Annotated in this window: 11 protein-coding genes and 1 pseudogene; 4 read left to right on the forward strand and 8 right to left on the reverse strand. The window is 70.9% G+C overall.

Going from position 1 to position 18,506, the window contains the following annotated elements; genetic code table 11:
* Nucleotides 1–374: 374 nt before the first annotated feature.
* Nucleotides 375–3,518 (forward strand): helix-turn-helix transcriptional regulator, encoded by a 3,144-nt coding sequence (locus OWR29_RS47130; protein WP_267570243.1) that lies wholly within the window; start codon nucleotides 375–377, stop codon nucleotides 3,516–3,518.
* On the opposite strand, the gene OWR29_RS47135 is transcribed toward OWR29_RS47130, so the two are convergent.
* Complete coding sequence (locus tag OWR29_RS47135; protein ID WP_267570244.1) at nucleotides 3,515–6,169, reverse strand: helix-turn-helix transcriptional regulator; 2,655 nt, start codon at nucleotides 6,167–6,169, stop codon at nucleotides 3,515–3,517. The genes OWR29_RS47130 and OWR29_RS47135 overlap by 4 nt on opposite strands.
* A 127-nt stretch (nucleotides 6,170–6,296) precedes the next feature.
* Here OWR29_RS47135 and OWR29_RS47140 point away from each other — a divergent pair, with 127 nt between their 5' ends.
* The gene (locus OWR29_RS47140) at nucleotides 6,297–9,005 is read left to right on the forward strand and encodes an AAA family ATPase (protein ID WP_267570245.1); all 2,709 of its coding nucleotides are present in this window, start codon (nucleotides 6,297–6,299) and stop codon (nucleotides 9,003–9,005) included.
* Here OWR29_RS47140 and OWR29_RS47145 read toward each other — a convergent pair.
* Nucleotides 8,993–11,326 carry a rhamnogalacturonan lyase family protein gene (locus OWR29_RS47145; RefSeq protein WP_324291319.1) on the reverse strand — a complete coding sequence of 778 codons (2,334 nt, stop codon included), beginning with the start codon at nucleotides 11,324–11,326 and terminating at the stop codon, nucleotides 8,993–8,995. The genes OWR29_RS47140 and OWR29_RS47145 overlap by 13 nt on opposite strands.
* 164 nt (nucleotides 11,327–11,490) lie before the next feature.
* A complete protein-coding gene (locus tag OWR29_RS47155; RefSeq protein WP_267570246.1) occupies nucleotides 11,491–11,841 on the reverse strand; it encodes an ArsR/SmtB family transcription factor in 351 nt (116 codons plus the stop codon).
* A gap of 49 nt (nucleotides 11,842–11,890) precedes the next feature.
* Between OWR29_RS47155 and arsM the strand changes: the two are divergent.
* Nucleotides 11,891–12,478, forward strand: a pseudogene (arsM, locus tag OWR29_RS47160) (arsenite methyltransferase); the annotation flags it as partial.
* 22 nt (nucleotides 12,479–12,500) lie between these two features.
* Nucleotides 12,501–13,082: a GNAT family N-acetyltransferase gene (locus OWR29_RS47165; protein WP_267570247.1), complete on the forward strand. Its 582-nt coding sequence runs from the start codon at nucleotides 12,501–12,503 to the stop codon at nucleotides 13,080–13,082.
* Nucleotides 13,083–13,857: 775 nt separating this feature from the next.
* Here the strand turns inward: OWR29_RS47165 and OWR29_RS47170 are convergent.
* From OWR29_RS47170 to OWR29_RS47190, 5 genes are all read right to left on the reverse strand, one after another.
* Entirely contained in the window at nucleotides 13,858–14,808 is a 951-nt protein-coding gene (locus OWR29_RS47170; RefSeq protein ID WP_267570248.1) for an alpha/beta hydrolase, read from the reverse strand.
* Between the two features lie 19 nt (nucleotides 14,809–14,827).
* Nucleotides 14,828–15,658, reverse strand: a complete 831-nt coding sequence (locus OWR29_RS47175; RefSeq protein WP_267570249.1) for a flavin-containing monooxygenase — start codon at nucleotides 15,656–15,658, stop codon at nucleotides 14,828–14,830.
* Nucleotides 15,598–16,422, reverse strand: coding sequence for a flavin-containing monooxygenase (locus OWR29_RS47180; protein ID WP_267570250.1), 825 nt, complete (start codon nucleotides 16,420–16,422; stop codon nucleotides 15,598–15,600). The genes OWR29_RS47175 and OWR29_RS47180 overlap by 61 nt, the downstream gene beginning before the upstream one ends.
* Before the next feature lie 225 nt (nucleotides 16,423–16,647).
* Nucleotides 16,648–17,313, reverse strand: a complete 666-nt coding sequence (locus OWR29_RS47185) for a response regulator (protein ID WP_267570251.1) — start codon at nucleotides 17,311–17,313, stop codon at nucleotides 16,648–16,650.
* Nucleotides 17,310–18,446 (reverse strand): sensor histidine kinase, encoded by a 1,137-nt coding sequence (locus OWR29_RS47190; RefSeq protein WP_267570252.1) that lies wholly within the window; start codon nucleotides 18,444–18,446, stop codon nucleotides 17,310–17,312. The genes OWR29_RS47185 and OWR29_RS47190 overlap by 4 nt, the downstream gene beginning before the upstream one ends.
* Between the last annotated feature and the right edge of the window lie 60 nt (nucleotides 18,447–18,506).

The raw sequence follows: 18,506 nt of genomic DNA on the forward strand, positions 1-18,506 counted from the left end.
CACTGAACGCGCGAACGTTCAACGCGCAGCCGTCGATGCGCGAACGCACACCAGGCGACGCTCAACGCGCAAACGTCCAACGCGCAGCCCTCAATGCGCGAGTGCGCACTGGGCGACGCTAAACGTGTAAGACGTCCAACGTGCAGCTGTCGAATGCGCGAACGCGCACCAAGCGACGCTGAACGTGCAATCGGCGAACGTGCAGCCGGCCAGCGGCGGAGGCGCGGTGCTGACATCGGCGGCTGTGCGGGCCTAGGGTGGGAGCGTCCCGTGCCCTTGCGCCGAGCTGACCCGGGCTTTCCCCTGGCGCGAGAGATCTCTCCGGTGGGTGAGGCTGTGGTGCGGGGCAGGCGGGCGCGGTGGGGGGATCATCGATGGACGGCAACGGGCTTCTGGGGCGGCGGCACGAGAGCAAGACGCTGGTCAGCCTGGTCAACACGGTTCGCGGCGGGGACAGCCAGGTGCTGGTTCTTCGCGGCGAGGCCGGCATCGGCAAGACGGCGCTGCTCGATCATTTGACTGCCGTTGCCTCCGGGTTCCGGGTAGCTCGGGCCTCGGGAGTCGAGTCCGAGATGGAACTGCCGTTCGCGGCCCTGCATCAGCTGTGCGGGCCGCATCTGGACCGGCTCGACGCGTTGCCCCAGCGGCAGCAGGCGGCGCTGGGCACCGCGTTCCGGCTGCGGTCGGGCAGCCCGCCCGATCCGTTCGTGGTCGGCCTGGCCACGCTCACGCTGCTGAGCCAGGTCGCCGACGAGCAGCCACTGATCTGCGTGATCGACGACGCCCAGTGGCTCGACCAGGCCTCGGCGCAGGCCCTCGAGTTCGTGGCCCGGCGGCTGGCGGCCGAACCGGTCGGGCTCGTTCTCGCCGTCCGCGACGAACTTCTGTTCGACGGGCTGCCGGGACTCGGCGTCCGGGGCTTGAGCGATGACGACGCGGCGGCGCTGCTCGACTCGGCGGCGCCGGGCGGGCTCGACCCGCGGGTCCGGGAGCGGATCCTGGCCGAGTGCCGCGGCAACCCGCTCGCCCTGCTCGAGTTGCCGCGCGGGCTGTCCCGGGCCGAGCTGGCCTTCGGCGGCGCTACCGACACCGAGGCCACCCCGCTGGTGCACCGCCTGGAACGTGAGTTCGTGCGCCAGATCCGGACCTTCCCTTCCCGTACGCGTCGGTTGCTCCTGATCGCCGCGGCCGAGCCGGTCGGGGACGCCGAGCTGCTGTGGCTGGCCGCGGCTCGGCTGGGCATCGGCGCCGAGGCGGCGGCCGACGCCGAGCAGACCGGGCTTGTCTCCTTCCGCGACCGGGTCCGGTTCCGGCATCCGCTCGTACGGTCGGCGGTCTACCGATCGGCCGGGCTCGCCGAGCGGCGCGAAGCCCATCGAGCCCTGGCCGAGAGCACCGACCCCCGCGGCGACGCCGACCGCCGGGCCTGGCACCGGGCCCGCGCCGCCGTCGGTCCCGACGAGGATGTCGCCGCCGAGCTGGAACGTTGTGCCGACCGCGCGGCCACCCACGGCGGGATAGCCGCCGCGGCCGCCTTCCTCGACCAGGCCGCCGCGCTCACCCCCGACCCGGCCCGGCGCGTGCGGCGTTCACTGGACGCCGCCCAGGCCAAGGCCCACGCCGGCGCCTTCCCCGACGCGCTGGCGGTGCTGGCCATGGCCGAGTCGGGGCGGTTGAGTCCGGAGGATCAGGCCCGCGTCGAGCTGCTGCGCGCGCAGATCTCGTTCACCAGCGGCCGGGGCAACGTCGCGCTCCCCTTGCTGCTGGCGGCCGCGCGGCGCCTCGAACCGCTCGACCCGAGGCTGGCCCGCGACACCTACCTCGACGCGATGTCGGCCGCCCTGTTCGCCGGCCGTTTCGCCGCCGGCACCCGCGCCCGCCAGGTCGCCGAGGCAGTCCAGGCCGCCAACACCCAACTCCACCACACCGCCGACCCGGACCGAACCACCGCCTCGCACGCACGCGAGAGCACGCCCAACCAACAGATCGTCGCGGCACAAACGGCCGCCGACGCACGACGAATCACCGACACCCATGCACGCGCCGCCGCCAGCAACCAACAGATCGCTGCGGCACAACGGGCCGCCGATGCCCACATCCACCGGCCCGCCGACACACCACGAACCATCGACACCGACGTGCGCGAGGCCACCGGCAACCGACAGGTCGCCGAGGCACAAGGGGTCGCCGGCACCCACATTCACCACACCACCGAGGCGGCCCAACCCGCCAACACCCCGACCCACCAAGCCACCCCGACGCGCGAAAGCACCATCAACCGCCAGATCGCCGAGGCACAACGGGCCGCCGAGACGATCCGAGCTGGGCAGAGCCACGGCTCCCGCAAGAACGACGCGCTGCTGGACGGCCTGGCCACCCTGTTCACCGACGGCTACCCGCCCGCCGCCACGGCTCTGCACAAAGCGGTCCACGCCTTCGCCACCGAAGAGCTCACCATGGAGGAGGCCTTACGGTCGGCCTGGCTGTCGATCGCCACCGCCTCAGCGCTGTGGAACGACGCCGACTGGGACGCCATCACCCGGCGCCATCTGAACTTTGCGCGCTCGTCCGGTGCCCTCAGCGCACTCCCGCTGGCCCTCGACACCCGCATCGTGGTGCAGCTTTTCACCGGTGACCTGACGACGGCGGCCGCCCTGGTCGAGGAGCGAAGGTCGGTCGCCGAGGCGACCAGGAGCGGGCTGGCCCCGTACGGCGAAATTGGTCTTTGGGCGGTGCGGGGCCGAGCCGACCGGGCCGAGCCGATGATCCGGGCCTGCCTGGAGGACGTCACCGCCCGCGGCGAGGGCGTCGGCGTCAACATGACGCAGTGGGCGCGCGCCGTGCTGTGCAACGGGCTCGGCCGCTATCCCGAGGCCGTCGCCGCCGCCCGCGAGGCCGCCGCCGACCCGCTCGAGCTGGGTCTGCCGCAGTGGGCGCTGGCCGAGCTGATCGAGGCGGCGGTGCACAGCGGCGACCAATCCACTGCGGCAACAGCTCTCGAACAGCTGTCCCCCATGGCCCGGGCGAGTGGCACCGATTGGGCGCTCGGCGTCGAAGCGAGCCGCCGGGCCTTACTGCACAAGGACGCGGACGCGCTGCACCGCGAGGCGATCGAACGGCTCGACCGTACGCTGGTCGGCTTCGAGGCTGCGCGGGCCCGGCTGCTGTACGGCGAGTGGCTGCGCCGCGAGGGCCGCCGGGTGGACGCCCGCACCCAGCTGCGGGAGGCCCACGAGGCGTTCGTCCGAATGGGGGCGGATGCGTTCGCCGGTCGTACGGGCCGGGAACTGCAAGCCACCGGCGAGACGATCCGCCGCCGCACGGTCGAGGCCCCCGGCAAACTCACCGCGCAGGAGGCCCACATCGCGCGCCTGGCCGCCGAGGGCCTGACCAACCCGGAGATCGGCGCCGCGCTCTACATCAGCCCCCGCACGGTCGAGTGGCACCTGCGCCGCATCTATTCGAAGCTGGGCGTCGGCAACCGCCGCCGCCTGCGCCAAACCCTGAACGCCGGCTAGCGGGAGCGCAGCTGCCGCCGGGAGCTGATGCCGAGCTTGGTGAACACCTTGCGCATGTGCCATTCGACGGTCCGGGCGCTCAGGAACAGCTTGGCGCCGATCTCCGGATTGGACAGGCCTTCGCGAGCCATCTGCGCGATCTGCGCCTCCTGCGTGGTCAGCTCCTCACGGGCGCCGGTCTGGCGTTGGGGTGCCGTCGCGCCGGCGGTCAGCAGTTCGCGGCGGGCCCGTTCGGCAAACCCAGCCAGTCCCATCGCCGTGAACACCTCGTACGCCAGAGCCAGCTCGGTTCCCGCGTCGGTGCGCCGCCCGGCCTGCCTCAGCCGTTCGCCGTGCAGCAGATGGACGCGGGCCAGCGCGGGCCGGGCCCGGGTGCGGCTCAGCAGCGTGACGGCTCGCCGGAAGCCCGACACTTCCCCGGTGACCTGAGCCTTCGCCGAGGCGACCAGGCCCAGCGCCCAGTCCGTCCCGCTGGCCTCGGCCCGGCGGGTCAGCTCGTGCAGCGCCCGCTCGGCCGTCTCGGTGTCTCCGCAACGGACGGCCGCCTCGACCAGTTCGGGCAGCGCGTGGTTGCCGGCCACCGTCTCACCAGCCACGGCATGAGCGCGCGCGGCCGCTTCGAGGGCGTCCTCGTGGCGGCCCAGACCGTTGCTGAGCACACTTCGCGCGTAGTCGGCGGCCGCGTCGGCGCCCTCGATCGTCCCGCCGTCACGCCCCTGCCAGGCCGCCAAAACCATTGCGGCGTACGGCGTATCGCCCACACCGGTGGCGGCTCGCACCGCCCGCGCCTCTTCGATCAGGGAGGCCGCCGCCGCGGGTTCGCCGCACAGCACGAGAATCGCGGCCCGGGTGTCGAGCGCCGGCGGCAGGTTGCTGAGCGCGCCGGTGGTGCGGGCCGTGCGCAGGCTGCGGTCGGAGAGGTCGTACGCGTCCTGGTCGCTCCACAACCCGATGGCCAGCTTGGCGCCCTGGGCGAGCTCGCGGACCGGCGGCTCCCCGTCGCACAACGCGGTCAGCGCCTCGCGGGTGAAGGACGCCGCGGCGCCATGGTCGTCCCCCACGGCCGCCCCGAAGGCTTTCAACAACCGGCCGGCCGTGCTCGCCTCGCCGTCCGGTGGCTCGACGACCGTACGCGCGGACCGCGCAACGGCAGCCAGGCCTGGACCGTGCCGCCGGCCCATCGGCGTCTGAGCCGCCACCAAAGCGTCCAGATAGGCCTGCCGGGACAGCCTCGCGTCCAGCGGCCCGAGGCGCTCGGCCGCCGCGAGCAGCCGGGGCACCGCGTCCGGGGCGTGCGACACAAAGGCCAGGTGCGCCCGCAGCAGCTCGGCCCGCGCCCGTTGCAGAGCGTCGGCCGGGCCGGCCAGAGCCAGCTGGAGCAACCGCCGAGCCTCGTCGAAGGCGCCCGCGTGCACCCCGGCGAAGGCGGCATCAAGACTGCGCCGAGCCTGTCCGGCCGGGTCGGGCGTGAGCTCGGCGGCCCGGCTCAGGAACGCGGCCGCCGCGGCCAGCCCGCCCCGGGACTGGGCCCGCTCGGCCGAGCGTTCCAGGTCGGCCGCCACCCGCTCGTCCGGTTCGGCCGTGGCCCGGGCCTGGTGCCAGGCCCGGCGATCGGGATCGGCCGCGGCGTCGGTGGCCTCGGCCAGCGCCCGGTGCACGCGGTAGCGGTCGGCCAGATCCGCGTACCTGTAAGCCGCGGACCGCACCAGCGGACGCGCGAAAACCACCCGCCGATGCACCTCGAGCAGTCCGTCGTCGACGGCCGGGGCCAGCGCGGCCGGGTCGACGCCGAGCCGGCGGGCCGCCCGGTCGAGCAGGGCCGGGTCGCCCAGCGGGTCGGCCGCGGCGGCCAGCACGAGCAGACGTGTCGGCGGTGGCAGCCGGCTCAGGCGCCGGCCGTAACTCTGCTCGATCCGGCCCGCCACCGACCGGCTGCCGGGCAGGCCGAAGCCGCCCGCCAGGTCGACGGCGTTCCAGGTGAGCGGCAGTTCGAGCAGGGCCAGCGGGTTGCCGTGGCTCTCGGCGACGATCTGGTCGAGGACGGCCCCGTCGAGCAGGCCGGGAACCGTGCGCAGCAGCAGGGCACGGGCGTCGGCGTTGCCGAGGCCGCTGATCCACACCGTCGGCAGCCCGGCGTGGACGTCGTCGCCGTCCTCGCGGGTGGCGAGCACGCAGCCGACGGCGTCGGCCTCCAGACGACGAGCCACGAACGACAACACGTACGCCGAGGCGCTGTCGAGCCATTGGGCGTCGTCGACCAGGCACAGCACCGGCTGGACGGCCGCCGCCTCGGCCAGCAGGTTGAGGGTGGCCAGCCCGACCAGGAGCCGGTCGGGCGGTGGGCCGGCGTCCAGCCCGAAGACGACGGACATCGCTTCACGTTGCGGGGCGGGCAGGCGCTCGAGATGGATGAGCAACGACGCACACAGCTGGTGCAGACCGCCGTACGGCAGCTCTTGTTCGGACTCGACCCCGGCCACCGGGAGCACCTGACATTTTCCGGCGCGCTCGACGGCGTACGCCAGCAGTGCGCTTTTGCCTGTCCCCTCCTCGCCGCGGATCAGCAGCACGCGGCCGGAGCCGTCGGTGACGTCGTCGAGGAGCTGGTCGAGGGCAGCGCACTCCGTTTGGCGACCCAGCAATCCGCCCATGGTCACCTCCCGCGGTCGCCGCGTCAGGGGATCGTAACTCCGGATACGGCCGGCTCGATGTGCTCCCGATCACAGGCTTGCCGGGCTGGTTACGACCATCGTGCCGAACCGCCGAGGGGGGCTTGTCATGGCGGCGCTGATGAATCGCGAGACCGAACGGGAGTCGCTCGACCGGCTCCTCGACACCGTCCGATCCGCCCGCAGCCAGGCCCTGATCGTCCGGGGCGACCCCGGCGTCGGCAAGACCGCGCTGCTGGACTACCTCACCGGGCGCGCGAGCGAGTTCCGGGTGCTGCCGGTCTCAGGCGTGCAGTCCCAGATGGAGCTGGCCTACGCAGCCCTGCATCTGCTGGTCGAGCCGATCCTGCACCGCCTCGACGAGATGCCGGCCCCGCAGCGCACCGCTCTGCGGACGGCTCTGGGCCTCAGCCCCGGCCCGGCTCCGGATCGCTTCCTCGTCGGGCTGGCTCTGCTCACCCTGCTGTCCGACGCCGCCGGCGACCGTCCGCTGATCTGCGTCGTCGACGACGAGCAGTGGCTCGATCAGGCCTCCGCGCAGGCCCTCGGCTTCGTGGCCCGGCGGCTCGCGGCCGACCCGGTCGGGCTGGTCTTCGGGGCCCGCGAACCGAGCGCTCACCTGACCGGGCTGCCGGTGCTCGATCTCGGCGGTCTCGACCCGTCGCACGCGCGCGAACTGCTCGACGCGAACCTGTCCGGTCCGCTCGACGACCAGGTGCGCGACCGGATCGTCACCGAGGCTCAGGGCAACCCGCTGGCGCTGCTCGAACTGCCGCGCAGCATGACCACGGCCGACTTCGCGGGCGGTTTCGGGCTGCCGGCGGTGCCGTCGATCTCGCTCCGTCTGGAGGAGGGCTTCCTGCGCCGGATGGAAGCGCTGCCCGCTCCCTCGCGGCGGCTGCTGCAGCTGGCCGCGGCCGACCCGTCGGGCGATCCGGTTCTCGTGCATCGCGCGGCGCGCCGGCTGGGCATCCCGCCGCAGGCCGCGATGCCGGCCGCCGAGGCCCACCTGCTCGAGTTCACCGAGCGCGTCCACTTCCGGCATCCGCTGGTGCGCTCGGTGGCCTACCGGTCGGCGTCCGAACCGGCCCGGCGCGAGATGCACGCCGCGCTGGCCGAGGTGACCGACCCGGCGTCCGATCCCGACCGCCGCGCCTGGCATCGGGCCCAGAGCGTTTCCGGTACGGATGAACAGGTGGCAGCCGAGCTCGAGCGCTCAGCCGAGCGCGCGCAGTCCCGGGGCGGGCTGGCCGCCGCGGCCGCGTTCCGCGAGCAGTTGGTGCGCCTGACCCCCGATCCGGCCCGGCACGCCGAACGAGCGCTGGCTGCGGCCGGGATCACCATGGCCTCGGGCGCTTTCGGCCGCGCCCTCGAACTGCTCGACGCGGCCGCCGCCGGTCCCCTGCCGCCGTTCGCCGCCGCGCAGGCCGATCAGCTGCGAGCCCGCATCACGTTCGTGGCCGGGGTCGGCGAGGACGCGCTGGCCGTGCTGATCCGGTCGGCCGAACGGCTCACGCCGCTCGATCCCGGCCTGGCCCGGGTGAGCTATCTGGAGGCGATCCGGGCCGCCTCGTTCGCCGGGCGGATGACCGGGCCGGGGTCGATGACCGAGATCGCGTACGCGGCCCGGGCCCTGCCCGCGCCGGCCGATCCGGGCCCGACCGACCGGCTGCTCGACGCGCTGGCCACGATCTTCATCGACGGTCCGGCCGCCGCCGCGCCGGCCCTGCGCCGGGTGGCCCGCGAGTTCGCCGGGAGCGGCCTGACCCGCGAGGACGGCCTGGCCTTCGGCTGGCTGGCCACCGCCGTCATCTGGGACGACGACGCGGCGTACGAGATCAATGCCCGTCAGGTGGCGGCGTCCCGCGCGACCGGCGCGCTCGACCAGCTGCCGCTCGACCTGGTGGCGCTGGCGCTGTCCGAGGCGTGGCGGGGCGACTTCGCGTCGGCCGAGGCCCACATGGCCGAGACGGCGGCCATCTGCGAGATCACCGGCAGCCAGATGCCGCCGTCCACCACGGCCTTTCTGGCTGCCTTGCGCGGCGATCCGGTCCGGCTGGCCCCGCACGTCGAGGCGCTGCATGCGGTGGCCGGCTTCGGGCAGCAATCCCAAGCCACGTACGCCCATTGGGTCTCGGCCGTGCTCGCGAGCGGCCACGGGCGGCATGCCGACGCGTACGCCGAGGCCAGGCTCGCCGTCGACGACAACCACGTGTTCGTCTCGTTGTGGGCGCTGCCGCAGCTGATAGAGGCCGCGGTGAAGGTCGGCGCGCACGACGAGGCCGCCCGCGCGCTGGACCAGCTCACGGCGACCACCCACGACGGCACGGACTTCGGGCGCGGCCAGGAGGCGCTGGGCCGCGCCCTTCTCGCCGGCGACTTTTCCTTGTACGTCGAGGCGATCGAGCTGTTCGGGCGGGCCGGCATCCGTACCGAGCAGGCGCGCGCCCGCCTGCTGCTCGGCGAGTGGCTGCGCGCCGAAGGCCGCCTCGACGAGGCCCGCGCTTCATTGCGGGAGGCTCGCGAGATGTTCGAGGACATGGGCATGGCGGCGTACGCCGACCGCGCCCGCCGGGAGCTGATGGCCACCGGCGAGCGGGCCGTCCGCCGCCGCAAGACCGTCGCCCCGGCCGCCCTGACCGACCGCGAGTCGCTGATCGCCTGGCTGGCCGCCGACGGCCTGAGCAACCCCGAGATCGGCGCCCAGCTGTTCCTGAGCGCCCGCACCGTCGAATGGCACCTGGGCAAGGTGTTCGGCAAGCTCGGCGCCACGTCGCGCACCGAGCTTGCCGCACTGCTAGGCGATCAGCGGACGTAGATGGTCGGCTGCGCCGGGGTGGCCATGCCGTTGCCCAGGAAGAAGCTGGGGTGCGGCGGCTGGTTGTAGGCGGTGTTCTGCCACGCCACGGCCACCCTGTACTGCGAATCGTGCATCAGCGTGTGGATGCGCCGGTCGGTGACGGTCGGCGTCGCGTAGATGCGCAGCGCCGACGAATCGCTCAGCCGCCAGATCACCTCTTCCCGCCAGTCGCCGAACAGGTCGCCCGACAGGTTCGGGGTCGCCTTGGTGCTGTTGTTCGAGGCGACGCCGGAGGCGGTGAGCAGCCGGGTGTCGCCGCTCGTGCCGTACTTGTCGATGCGGGTCTGGTCGAGCAGTTCGCGCACCGGGTCGCCGTCCCACCAGATCAGGAAGTTCGTGGACGACGGTTTGCGGCCGATGTTCTGGCCGTTCGTGTTCGAAAGGCCATCAACGGACGATGACCACGCCTCGGCGCCGGCGCTTCCTGCGTAAATGTCGCCCGCTACTGCGCGTCCGTTGTCGCAACCGCACGATGCATGTGTCCATATGCGCGCACCTGTGCGCGCATCGAGCATCGCGTCGGTCGGCTGCGACGTGCTCTCGGACGGCCGGTACACCTCGAGGCCGGCCCGCGACGGGATCAGGTCGCCCACGTGCAGCGAGTCGCCGTGGCCGAGCCCGGACCGCCACAGCAGGCTGCCGTTGTCGTCGATCGCGGCCGCGCCGTACATGATCTCGTCCTTGCCGTCGCCGTCCGCGTCGGCGATCGACAGCTGGTGGTTGCCCTGGCCGTACGCGCCGGTGTTGCTGTTGCCCGAGTCGTAGGTCCACCGGCTGGTGAGCGTGCCGTTGCGGAAGTCCCAGGCGGCGATCACAGCCCGCGTGTAGTAGCCGCGCGCCATGATGAGGCTGGGCCGCTGCCCGTCGAGATAGGCGGTGCCGGCCAGGAAGCGGTCGACCCGGTTGCCGTACGAGTCGCCCCACGAGCTGACCGTGCCGCGGGCCGGCGTGTAGTTGACCGTGGACAGCGCCGCGCCGGTCTGCCCGCTGAACATGGTCAGGAACTCCGGCCCCGACAGCACGTAACCCGACGAGTTGCGGTGGTCGGCACTCGACGAGCCGATCACGACACCGGTGCCCGAGCGGGTGCCGTCGGCCGTCTTCATCGCGATCTCGGCCTTGCCGTCGCCGTCGTAGTCGTACACCTGGAACTGGGTGTAATGCGCCCCGGCCCGGATGTTCCGCCCGAGGTCGATGCGCCACAGCCGCGTCCCGTTGAGCTTGTACGCGTCCACGAACACGTTGCCGGTGTAGCCCGACTGCGAGTTGTCCTTGGAGTTCGACGGATCCCACTTCACGAAGATCTCGTACACGCCGTCCCCGTCGACGTCGCCCACCGAGGCGTCGTTGGCCGAGTACGTGTAGGCGACCCCGTCCGGCGTGGTGCCACCGGCCGGCACCTGCATCTTCACGTCGAGGTAGCCGTTGGCGAAGCTCAGCGAGGCGTTCGAATCGGCCTGCTCGGCGCCGTTGACAACAGCCCTGACCGTGTACGAGGCATTGGCCGCCGCGCCTGCGTCGAGGTAATTGGTCGACGCCGTGATGGGCGTGCTGTTGAGCTTCGTGCCCGCCCGGTACACGTTGAAGCCGGTGTTCTGCGCCTCGGTGCCCAGCAGCCGCCACGACACGAGGTTGCCGCTGCCCGACCGCACGCTGACCAGGCCGCGGTCCAGATCCTCCATCTGACGCCCGGTGGTGCCGCTCGGCGGCGGCGTGGTCGGCGAGGTCGGCCCCGAGACGTAGTTGAACGACCATTGCATCCGCGCGATGTCGGAGCACGTCTCCTCGACGATCGGGTTGTTGCCCGCCGTCGAACCGTCCTTGTTGCTCAGGCACAGCCCCGTGGCGACGCTCTTCACGATGAACTTGCCCGACGCCGCGCCGGAGGCCGCGAACGTCCACAGCTGATTCGTCTTGGTGCCGTCACCACAGCCGTACTGCTGCAGTTGCGTCCCCGACGTCGTCGAAGCGCTCGGCACGTCGATGCAGCGGGTGCTGTTGCCGTTGGCCAGGTTGAACTGCCCCGACCCGCGCGCCACGGCCTTCCACCGCTGGCTAGTGGCCGACCCGCACGCCACCTGAACCAGCAGCGCCGAGTTCTCGACCGAAGCCCCGGCCACATCGACACACTTGCCACTAGACCCGGACGCGAGCGTGTACACCCCGTCGCCCACGGGCGTGACCGCAGCCGCCGAGGCAGGCAACAACGAACTGACAGCAATTCCAGCCGGTACGACGATCGCGACGGCGGTGACCGCGAGGATCACACGTTTGGACATGACTTTCCTTTCGACAGCGGGGGATCGCGCCTCCGCCCGGGGAAAGCCGGAGCCGCCTCACTGCCGTAGATGCCGCCCGCCCGCCGCGACAACAGAAATCAGACCCGCAACCCGTACGCGAATCTCGTCGCGAATCCGCCGGACCACGGCCGGTTTCGTCCCGCTCATGACTCGTCCGGGTTGAGCAGCGCGGAGAGCTGTCGCAGCACACCGGGGCGAGGGCGGTAGTAGACCCAGCTGGCCCGGCGCTCGGCGTCGACCAGGCCGGCCTCGCGCAGGGTCTTGAGGTGGTGCGAGATGGTGGGGCCGGAGACCGCGAAGGCCGGGGTCAGGTCGCAGACGCAGATCTCGCCGTCCGGCGCCGACGCAATCATTGACATCAGCTGCAGCCGCACCGGGTCGCCGAGCGCCTTGAACGCGACCGACAGATCGGCCGCCGCGCCCGGATCGAGCCGTTGCTGCGTCATCGGCGGGCAGCAGGCGGCGTCCTGATCCGCGACCCCTGATTTCGACATGCGCCGAGGTTGACATGCATCGAAACCGCATGCAAGTCACGAGCGCGGCGAACTGCCCGAGGCCGCCGTCCGGGCCAGCCTGGGCTGCGGGAACCCGCTGCGGGTGGCCGACCTCAACCCCGGCGAGACGGTGCTCGACCTGGGCTCCGGCGGCGGCATCGACGTGCTGTTGTCGGCCCGCCGGGTCGGCCCGACCGGCAAGGCCCACGGCCTGGACATGACCGACGAAATGCTCGAACTGGCCCGCCGCAACGCCGCGGAGGCCGGCGCCACCAACGTCGAGTTCCACCGTGGCCACATCGAGGCCATCCCGCTGCCGGACGCCTCGGTCGACGTGGTCATCTCGAACTGTGTCATCAACCTGTCGGCCGACAAGCCCGCCGTCTTCGCCGAGATGCACCGCGTCCTGCGCCCCGGCGGCCGCCTCGGCATCTCCGACGTGGTCGCCGAAGACCACCTGACCCCCGACCAGCGCTCGGTGGTCGGCGACTGGTCCTCGTGCATCGCCGGCGCGCTCTCCCGCTCCGAGTACCTGCGGGGCCTGATTACCGCCGGTTTCACCAACGCCACGGTCGAGTTCACGAGCCCCTACGCCGACGGCATGCACGCCGCCATCATCCGAGCCCACCGCCCTTAGCCCCACCCGCTACCGTGCTCGCGTGAGCCTGCCCCCGTCCATCCTCCCCGGCACACTCGCCGCTTACCCACAGCCGGAGCTCACCACCCCAACCGGCCTCACGTTGCGCCCCTGGGAAGCGGCCGACGCCCCCGCGTTCCTCAGCGCCTACGACGATCCCGCCATCCAGCAGTGGCATCCCCGGCACCCCGCCTCCGAGGCGCAGGTGCTCGAGTGGTTCGCCCTCTACCGCACCAACTGGACCCACGAACGCGGCGCCAGCTGGGCAATCACCCGCACCGGCGAGGTTGTCGGCCGCATCGCCCTGGGCAACTTCGACCTCCACGCCGGAATCGCCGGCTTCGCCTACTGGGTGCTCCCCGTCGCCCGCGGCACAGGCGTAGCCCCGAGCGCCCTTTCCGGTGTCAGCACGTGGGCTTTCGCCTCCGGCTTCGAGCGCCTGCACCTGAGCCACTCCACCCGCAACACCCCGTCCTGCCGCGCAGCCACGAAGGCCGGCTTCCCCCTGGAGGGCACCAAACGCAACGAGGCCCCCCACGCCGACGGCCGCCACGACATGCACCTGCACGCCCGCATCCCCAGCGACAGTAATCCTGCTGTTTGAAGACCTCGGGGCTCCGCCCCGAACCCCGGCCATCGCTGGAGAGCACTCTGGCGATGGCGACGCCAGGTGGGCTTGGGGGCTCTCCGTTCAACGACAGCCGAGAGCAAATCGCAAGGCCGAGAAGGACGCAAGCAAAGAGCGGCTTGCGTCCTTCTCGCCCTCACGATGAGCGGCGACTGCCGTCGCCCGGAGAGCCCCCAAGCCTGAGGCAACCTTTTAAGAGAACTGCGAACCTCAATCCCCACTACCGCGGTCGGACCCGACAAAATCCTGCCACCCCGCGAGGCTCAGTTCCCCCACAAGGAGGGCCACCACCCCTCCCCTGACGCCGCTGCCGACGTCACCGAGCAACGGCGCGGATTCGACGCTCACTAGGAAGTCCCAAGCCCGTTGCGGTTCGGCCGAGCCTTGAACCGAATGCTCAGCACACGAATGACCAAGACGGAGCCGAAGGCGACCGCAACCGGCACGGTACGAACGCGAAACCCACCACGAAGGCCCGCCCGGGTGACAGAACCGCCCAGCTTCAGCCACAGCGCGGAAGCCAGACCACAAACCCGCACGGGTCCACCCAGCCCAGCCATGCACCCAGAGAAGCACCGACCACAACGCTAGAACAAGGGAATCCCCGGCAAGGCCGGGGACGAGGGCGCTCACGCAAAGCATAGAGACGGTTTTCCAGCTTGCGTGGGCGCCCTCGTCCCCGGCCGTCAAAGCGCAAGAAATCCGCGGTTTAATAAGGCCCGGAAACACAACGTTCCCGGGCCAACAACCACTAGGCCAACGCCCGCTTGAGAGCATCCAACCGCATAGCCCAAATCCGCTGAGACAACGCAGCATCAGCAGCAAACGTCTCAGCAGCGTGATAACTCCCCGGGTGCACGTGCAATTCGGTAGGCACCCCAGCCGCCATCAACCTCTGAGCAAACGCGATGTCCTCGTCCCGGAACAGATCCACCGTCCCCACGTCAATGAACGCCGGCGGCAACCCCGCCAGGTCGGAAGCCCGGGTCGGCGCCGCGTACTGATCCGCCGGCTTCCCACCCAGATACCAGGCCCAAGCTTCGATGTTCCCCGCCCGATCCCAGATCCCGATATCCACGATCTCATCGCTCGACGCCGTAGTGTTCGTGTCGTCGATCATCGGATAGATCGGCATCATGAACTTCAGCGCCGGCCCTCCCCTGTCCCGGGCCAGCAACGCCGTGGCGATCGTCAGTCCACCGCCGGCGCTCGCCCCGTAAATGGCCAGCCTTTCCGGATCGAAGCCCAGTTCAGCCGCGTTCTTGGCCATCCACACGAGCCCCGCGTAGCAGTCCTCGACCGGCGCCGGGTGCGGGTGCTCCGGCGACAGCCGGTACTCGACCGACACGACCAACGAGTTGGTCTGGTCGCAGATGAGCGTCGCCGGCACATCCTCGCCTTCGACGCTGCCCAGGATCATTCCTCCGCCGTGGATGTAGAAGATTCCCGGCAGGGTGCCGGTCGCGTTCACCGGCCGGTAGATGCGGACCGTGATGTCCGGCTCGCCTTCGGGGCCGGGAACCGTACGGTCTTCTTTGCTGACGTTCGGGTTTTCCGGCACTTCGATGCCGCTGAGCATCGCTTCGACGGTGGCCCGGCGCTGCACGATGTCCGGGACCGAATTGAACCCTCCCTGCATCGCTTCGAGCAGCTGGTCGAGGGGCACCCGCACTTCGGGGTCGATCAGTTCACGACGTGACATGCAAACTCCTCCGGACGGATCAGGCGGCTAGTGAGAATCCCTCGTAGCCTTTGGCGGCTACGTCGTCGCATTTCTTGCGGTACTCGCCCACGCCTCCGCAGTACGGCATGAAGACGCGTGTCTTGCCGGGCACGTTCGCGCCCATGTACCAGGAATTGGCTCGCGGATAGAGCGTGTAGCTGGCGAGCAAGTTGACGTGGTCGACCCATTCCTCTTGCGCTTCCGGCTTTGGCTCGATGGTGCGCAGGCCCTCACGGTCGAGGTGGGCGATGGCGTCGGCGACCCAATCCACGTGCTGTTCGATCGACACGATCATGTTGGACAGGACGGACGGGCTGCCGGGGCCGGTGATCATGAACAGATTGGGGAAGCCGGCCGAGCCGATGCCGAGGTAGGTGCGCGGGCCGGCGCTCCACGTCTCTTTCAGCGAGAGTCCGTCGCGGCCGCGGATGTCGACGTTGGTCAGGGCGCCGGTCATCGCGTCGAAGCCGGTCGCGTAGACGATGACGTCGAATTCGTACTCGCGGTCGCTGGTTCGGATGCCCTTCTCGGTGACTTCGACCAGCGGCGTGCGCTGCAGATTCACCAGGTGGACGTTCGGCAGGTTGTACGTCTCGAAGTAGTTCGTGTCGAGGCACGGGCGCTTGGTGCCGAACGGGTATTCGGGGCAGAGGTCGTCGGCCACCTGCGGGTCTTTGACGATGTCGTGGATTTTTCGGTGAATCCACTGTTTGCAGGTGTCGTTGGCCTCCTGGCTGGTGGCCAGGTCCGTGTACGTCGACAGCAGGTTCACCAGGCTGCCGCTTTCCCACGCGGCCTCGTACGCGGCGTCGCGTTCGTCGTCCGGCACTTCGAGGGCCGATTTGGTCGGCAGCGGGACCGGCACGCCGGCGCCGCTTTCCTTTGTTCCTGGCGGAACGCGCGGTAGTTCTCCCGCATCTGCGCGATCTCGTCCGGCCGCAGGGGGCGGTTGCGGGCGGGCAGCGAGTACGAGGGTGTGCGCTGGAAGACGGTCAGGTCGTCAGCCGTCTCCGCGATGACCGGAATGGACTGCACACCGGAGGAACCCGTACCGATGATGCCGACGCGTTGGCCGGTGAAGTCGATTTTCTCGTGCGGCCAGCGCGACGTCTGGTACGAGGTGCCTTTGAACGTCTCGATGCCGGGGATCTCGGGCAGTTTCGGGGCGGACAGGCAGCCGGTCGCCATCACGAAGAATCGAGCCGAAACGGCGTCCTCGTGTTCGGTGCGGATCAGCCAGGCTTTGTCTTCTTCGGACCAGGCGGCGCTCGTGACCCTCGTACGGAAAACGATGTCTTTGCGAAGGTCGAAGCGGTCGGCGACGTGGTTCGCGTACTTCAGGATTTCCGGTTGGGTCGGGTAGCGCTCCTGCCACGGGTATTCCTGCTCGAGGTCTTCGGAGAAGGAGTACGAGTAGGCGAGGCTTTCCACGTCGACGCGGGCGCCCGGATAGCGGTTCCAGTACCAGGTGCCGCCGACGCCGGTGCCGGCTTCGAAGACGACGGCGGTGAGGCCTTGCTCGCGCATTTTGTGGAGCAGGTACATGCCGGAGAATCCGGCGCCGACGATGACGGCGTCGACCGTCGGGGGCACGTTTCGTGTTTCGGTGGCTGTCTCCTGAGTGGGCACGGACATGGGCGGACTCCTGGCGGATCGAGGGGACGCCGGCGGCGGGCGCCGGGCTGTGATGCGCGCTGTGGAGAGAGCTCGAGCGGTCTCCGTCACCAGTGGTGACCAGGTCGTGACGTAGGCCACAACCTAGAATGCATTCTGCATTGAGTCAATGTTTCGGAGACGTTTCCTTCGCGCGACGAAACATCAGACCTCTCGACGGCCCGGGACGATCAAGCCGGTCTCGTACGCGGTCACGACCACCTGGGCCCGGCTGGAAAGATCGAGCTTGGACATGAGCCGGGCCAGGTGCGTCTTCACCGTCGCCTCGCTCACCACCAGCGACTGGGCGATCGCCGCGTTCGTGCGCCCGGTGCCGACCAGCCGCAGGATCTCGGTCTCGCGGGCGGTGAGCGGGGTCAGCGCCGGCGTCGCATCGCCGGCCCGCGCGGGCGGCACGAAAGCCTCGACGAGCCGGCGCGTCACGCTGGGTGCCAGCAGAGTGTCACCGTCGGCGACCGTTCGGATGGCTGCCAGCAGACGGTCGGGCGGCGTCTCTTTGAGCAGGAAACCGCTGGCGCCGGCCCGCAGCGCGGCGTAGACGTACTCGTCGAGATCGAAAGTGGTCAGCACCAGCACGCGCGGCGCGGGCCGGGCGGCGGCGACGATGCGGGCCGTGGCCGCGATGCCGTCGGCGCCCGGCATGCGGATGTCCATCAGGACGACCTGGGGGCGCAGCCGGACCGCCAGCTCGACGGCCTGCCGGCCGTCGGCCGCTTCGCCGACCACCTCGAAGCCCGGCGCCGCCCTGATCAGGGCGGCCAGTCCGGCCCGCACGAGGATCTGGTCGTCGGCGACGAGCACGCTGGTCATCGGGCCCGGACTTCTCCCTCCCCTCCCCTTTCCCCTGCGGGAAGCGGCAGGGTCAGCCGGACTTCGAATCCCCCGCCCGGCCGGGGCGCAGCCGCGAGCGTACCGCCGTACAGCAAGGCCCTTTCCCTCATGCCGATCAATCCCTGCCCGCCGTGCTCGCGATTGTCCGGGGCCCGGATCCCGTAGTCGCGTACGGTCACTTCGATCTCGTCGTCGGCGTAGCGCACGGTGACCGTGGCCGTCGCCGGCGCCGCGTGTTTGAGCACATTGGTCAAGCTCTCCTGCACGATGCGGTAGACGCACAGGTCAAGCCCGGACGGCAGCGGGCGCGGCTCGCCGATGACCTCGACGTCGACCGGCACCCCGGCGGCGCGTACGCGGTCGGCCAGAGCCAAGATCCCCGGCATCCCCGGCGCGGGCGCGTCCGCCGGTTCCTCGTCCGCGCGCAGCAGCGACAGCACCCGCCGCATCTCGCCCAGCGCCTCCCCGCTGGTCGCCAGCACCGTGTCCATCGCGCCCTCGGCCGTCACCGGGTCGGCCCGCAACACGTACCGGGCCAAGCCGGCCTGCACGGCAACCACCGACATGTGGTGGGCGACCACGTCGTGCAGTTCGCGGGCGATGCGCAGCCGCTCTTCGGTGACCGCCTGCCGCGCCCGCGCCTCGTGGGCGGCGGCGAGCTGGCGGGCGCTGTCGCCGGCCTTGGCGATGACGGCGGGGACGGCCAGCCCGGTCAGCAGCACCCCGGCCGGCGAGGCGAAACCGGTCCGCAGGCCGGTGATGATCCAGATCAGGGGGCATCCGGTCAGGAACACGGCGGTGATCCAGCGCGGCTGGGTGGCCGCCACCGTGTACATCGCCAGGAGGACGCCGTACGTGCTGACGACCGGGTTGTAGCCGAGCAGGATCTGCCACGTCCAGAAGCCGTAGCAGGCGAGCAGCACGGTCACCGGCGCCCGGCGGCGGAACACCACCGGCAGCGTGGCCAGCGCCGACAGCACAGCCGCGGGCAGGTCGAACGGACGCCAGCGACCCGTCTCGTCGTCCAGGCCCTGCAGGATGCAGACCGCCGCCAGGGCGACCGCGAGCACGGCGTCCACGACCGGCGGCCACCACCGGGAACGCCACCACATCCGCGCACCATAGCGGCGTACGCGGGTCAGGTCGTCAACCCAGAGGTGTAGGTGTTTCAT

This window comes from Paractinoplanes pyxinae (assembly GCF_026626335.1).
GTDB lineage: Bacteria > Actinomycetota > Actinomycetes > Mycobacteriales > Micromonosporaceae > Actinoplanes > Actinoplanes pyxinae.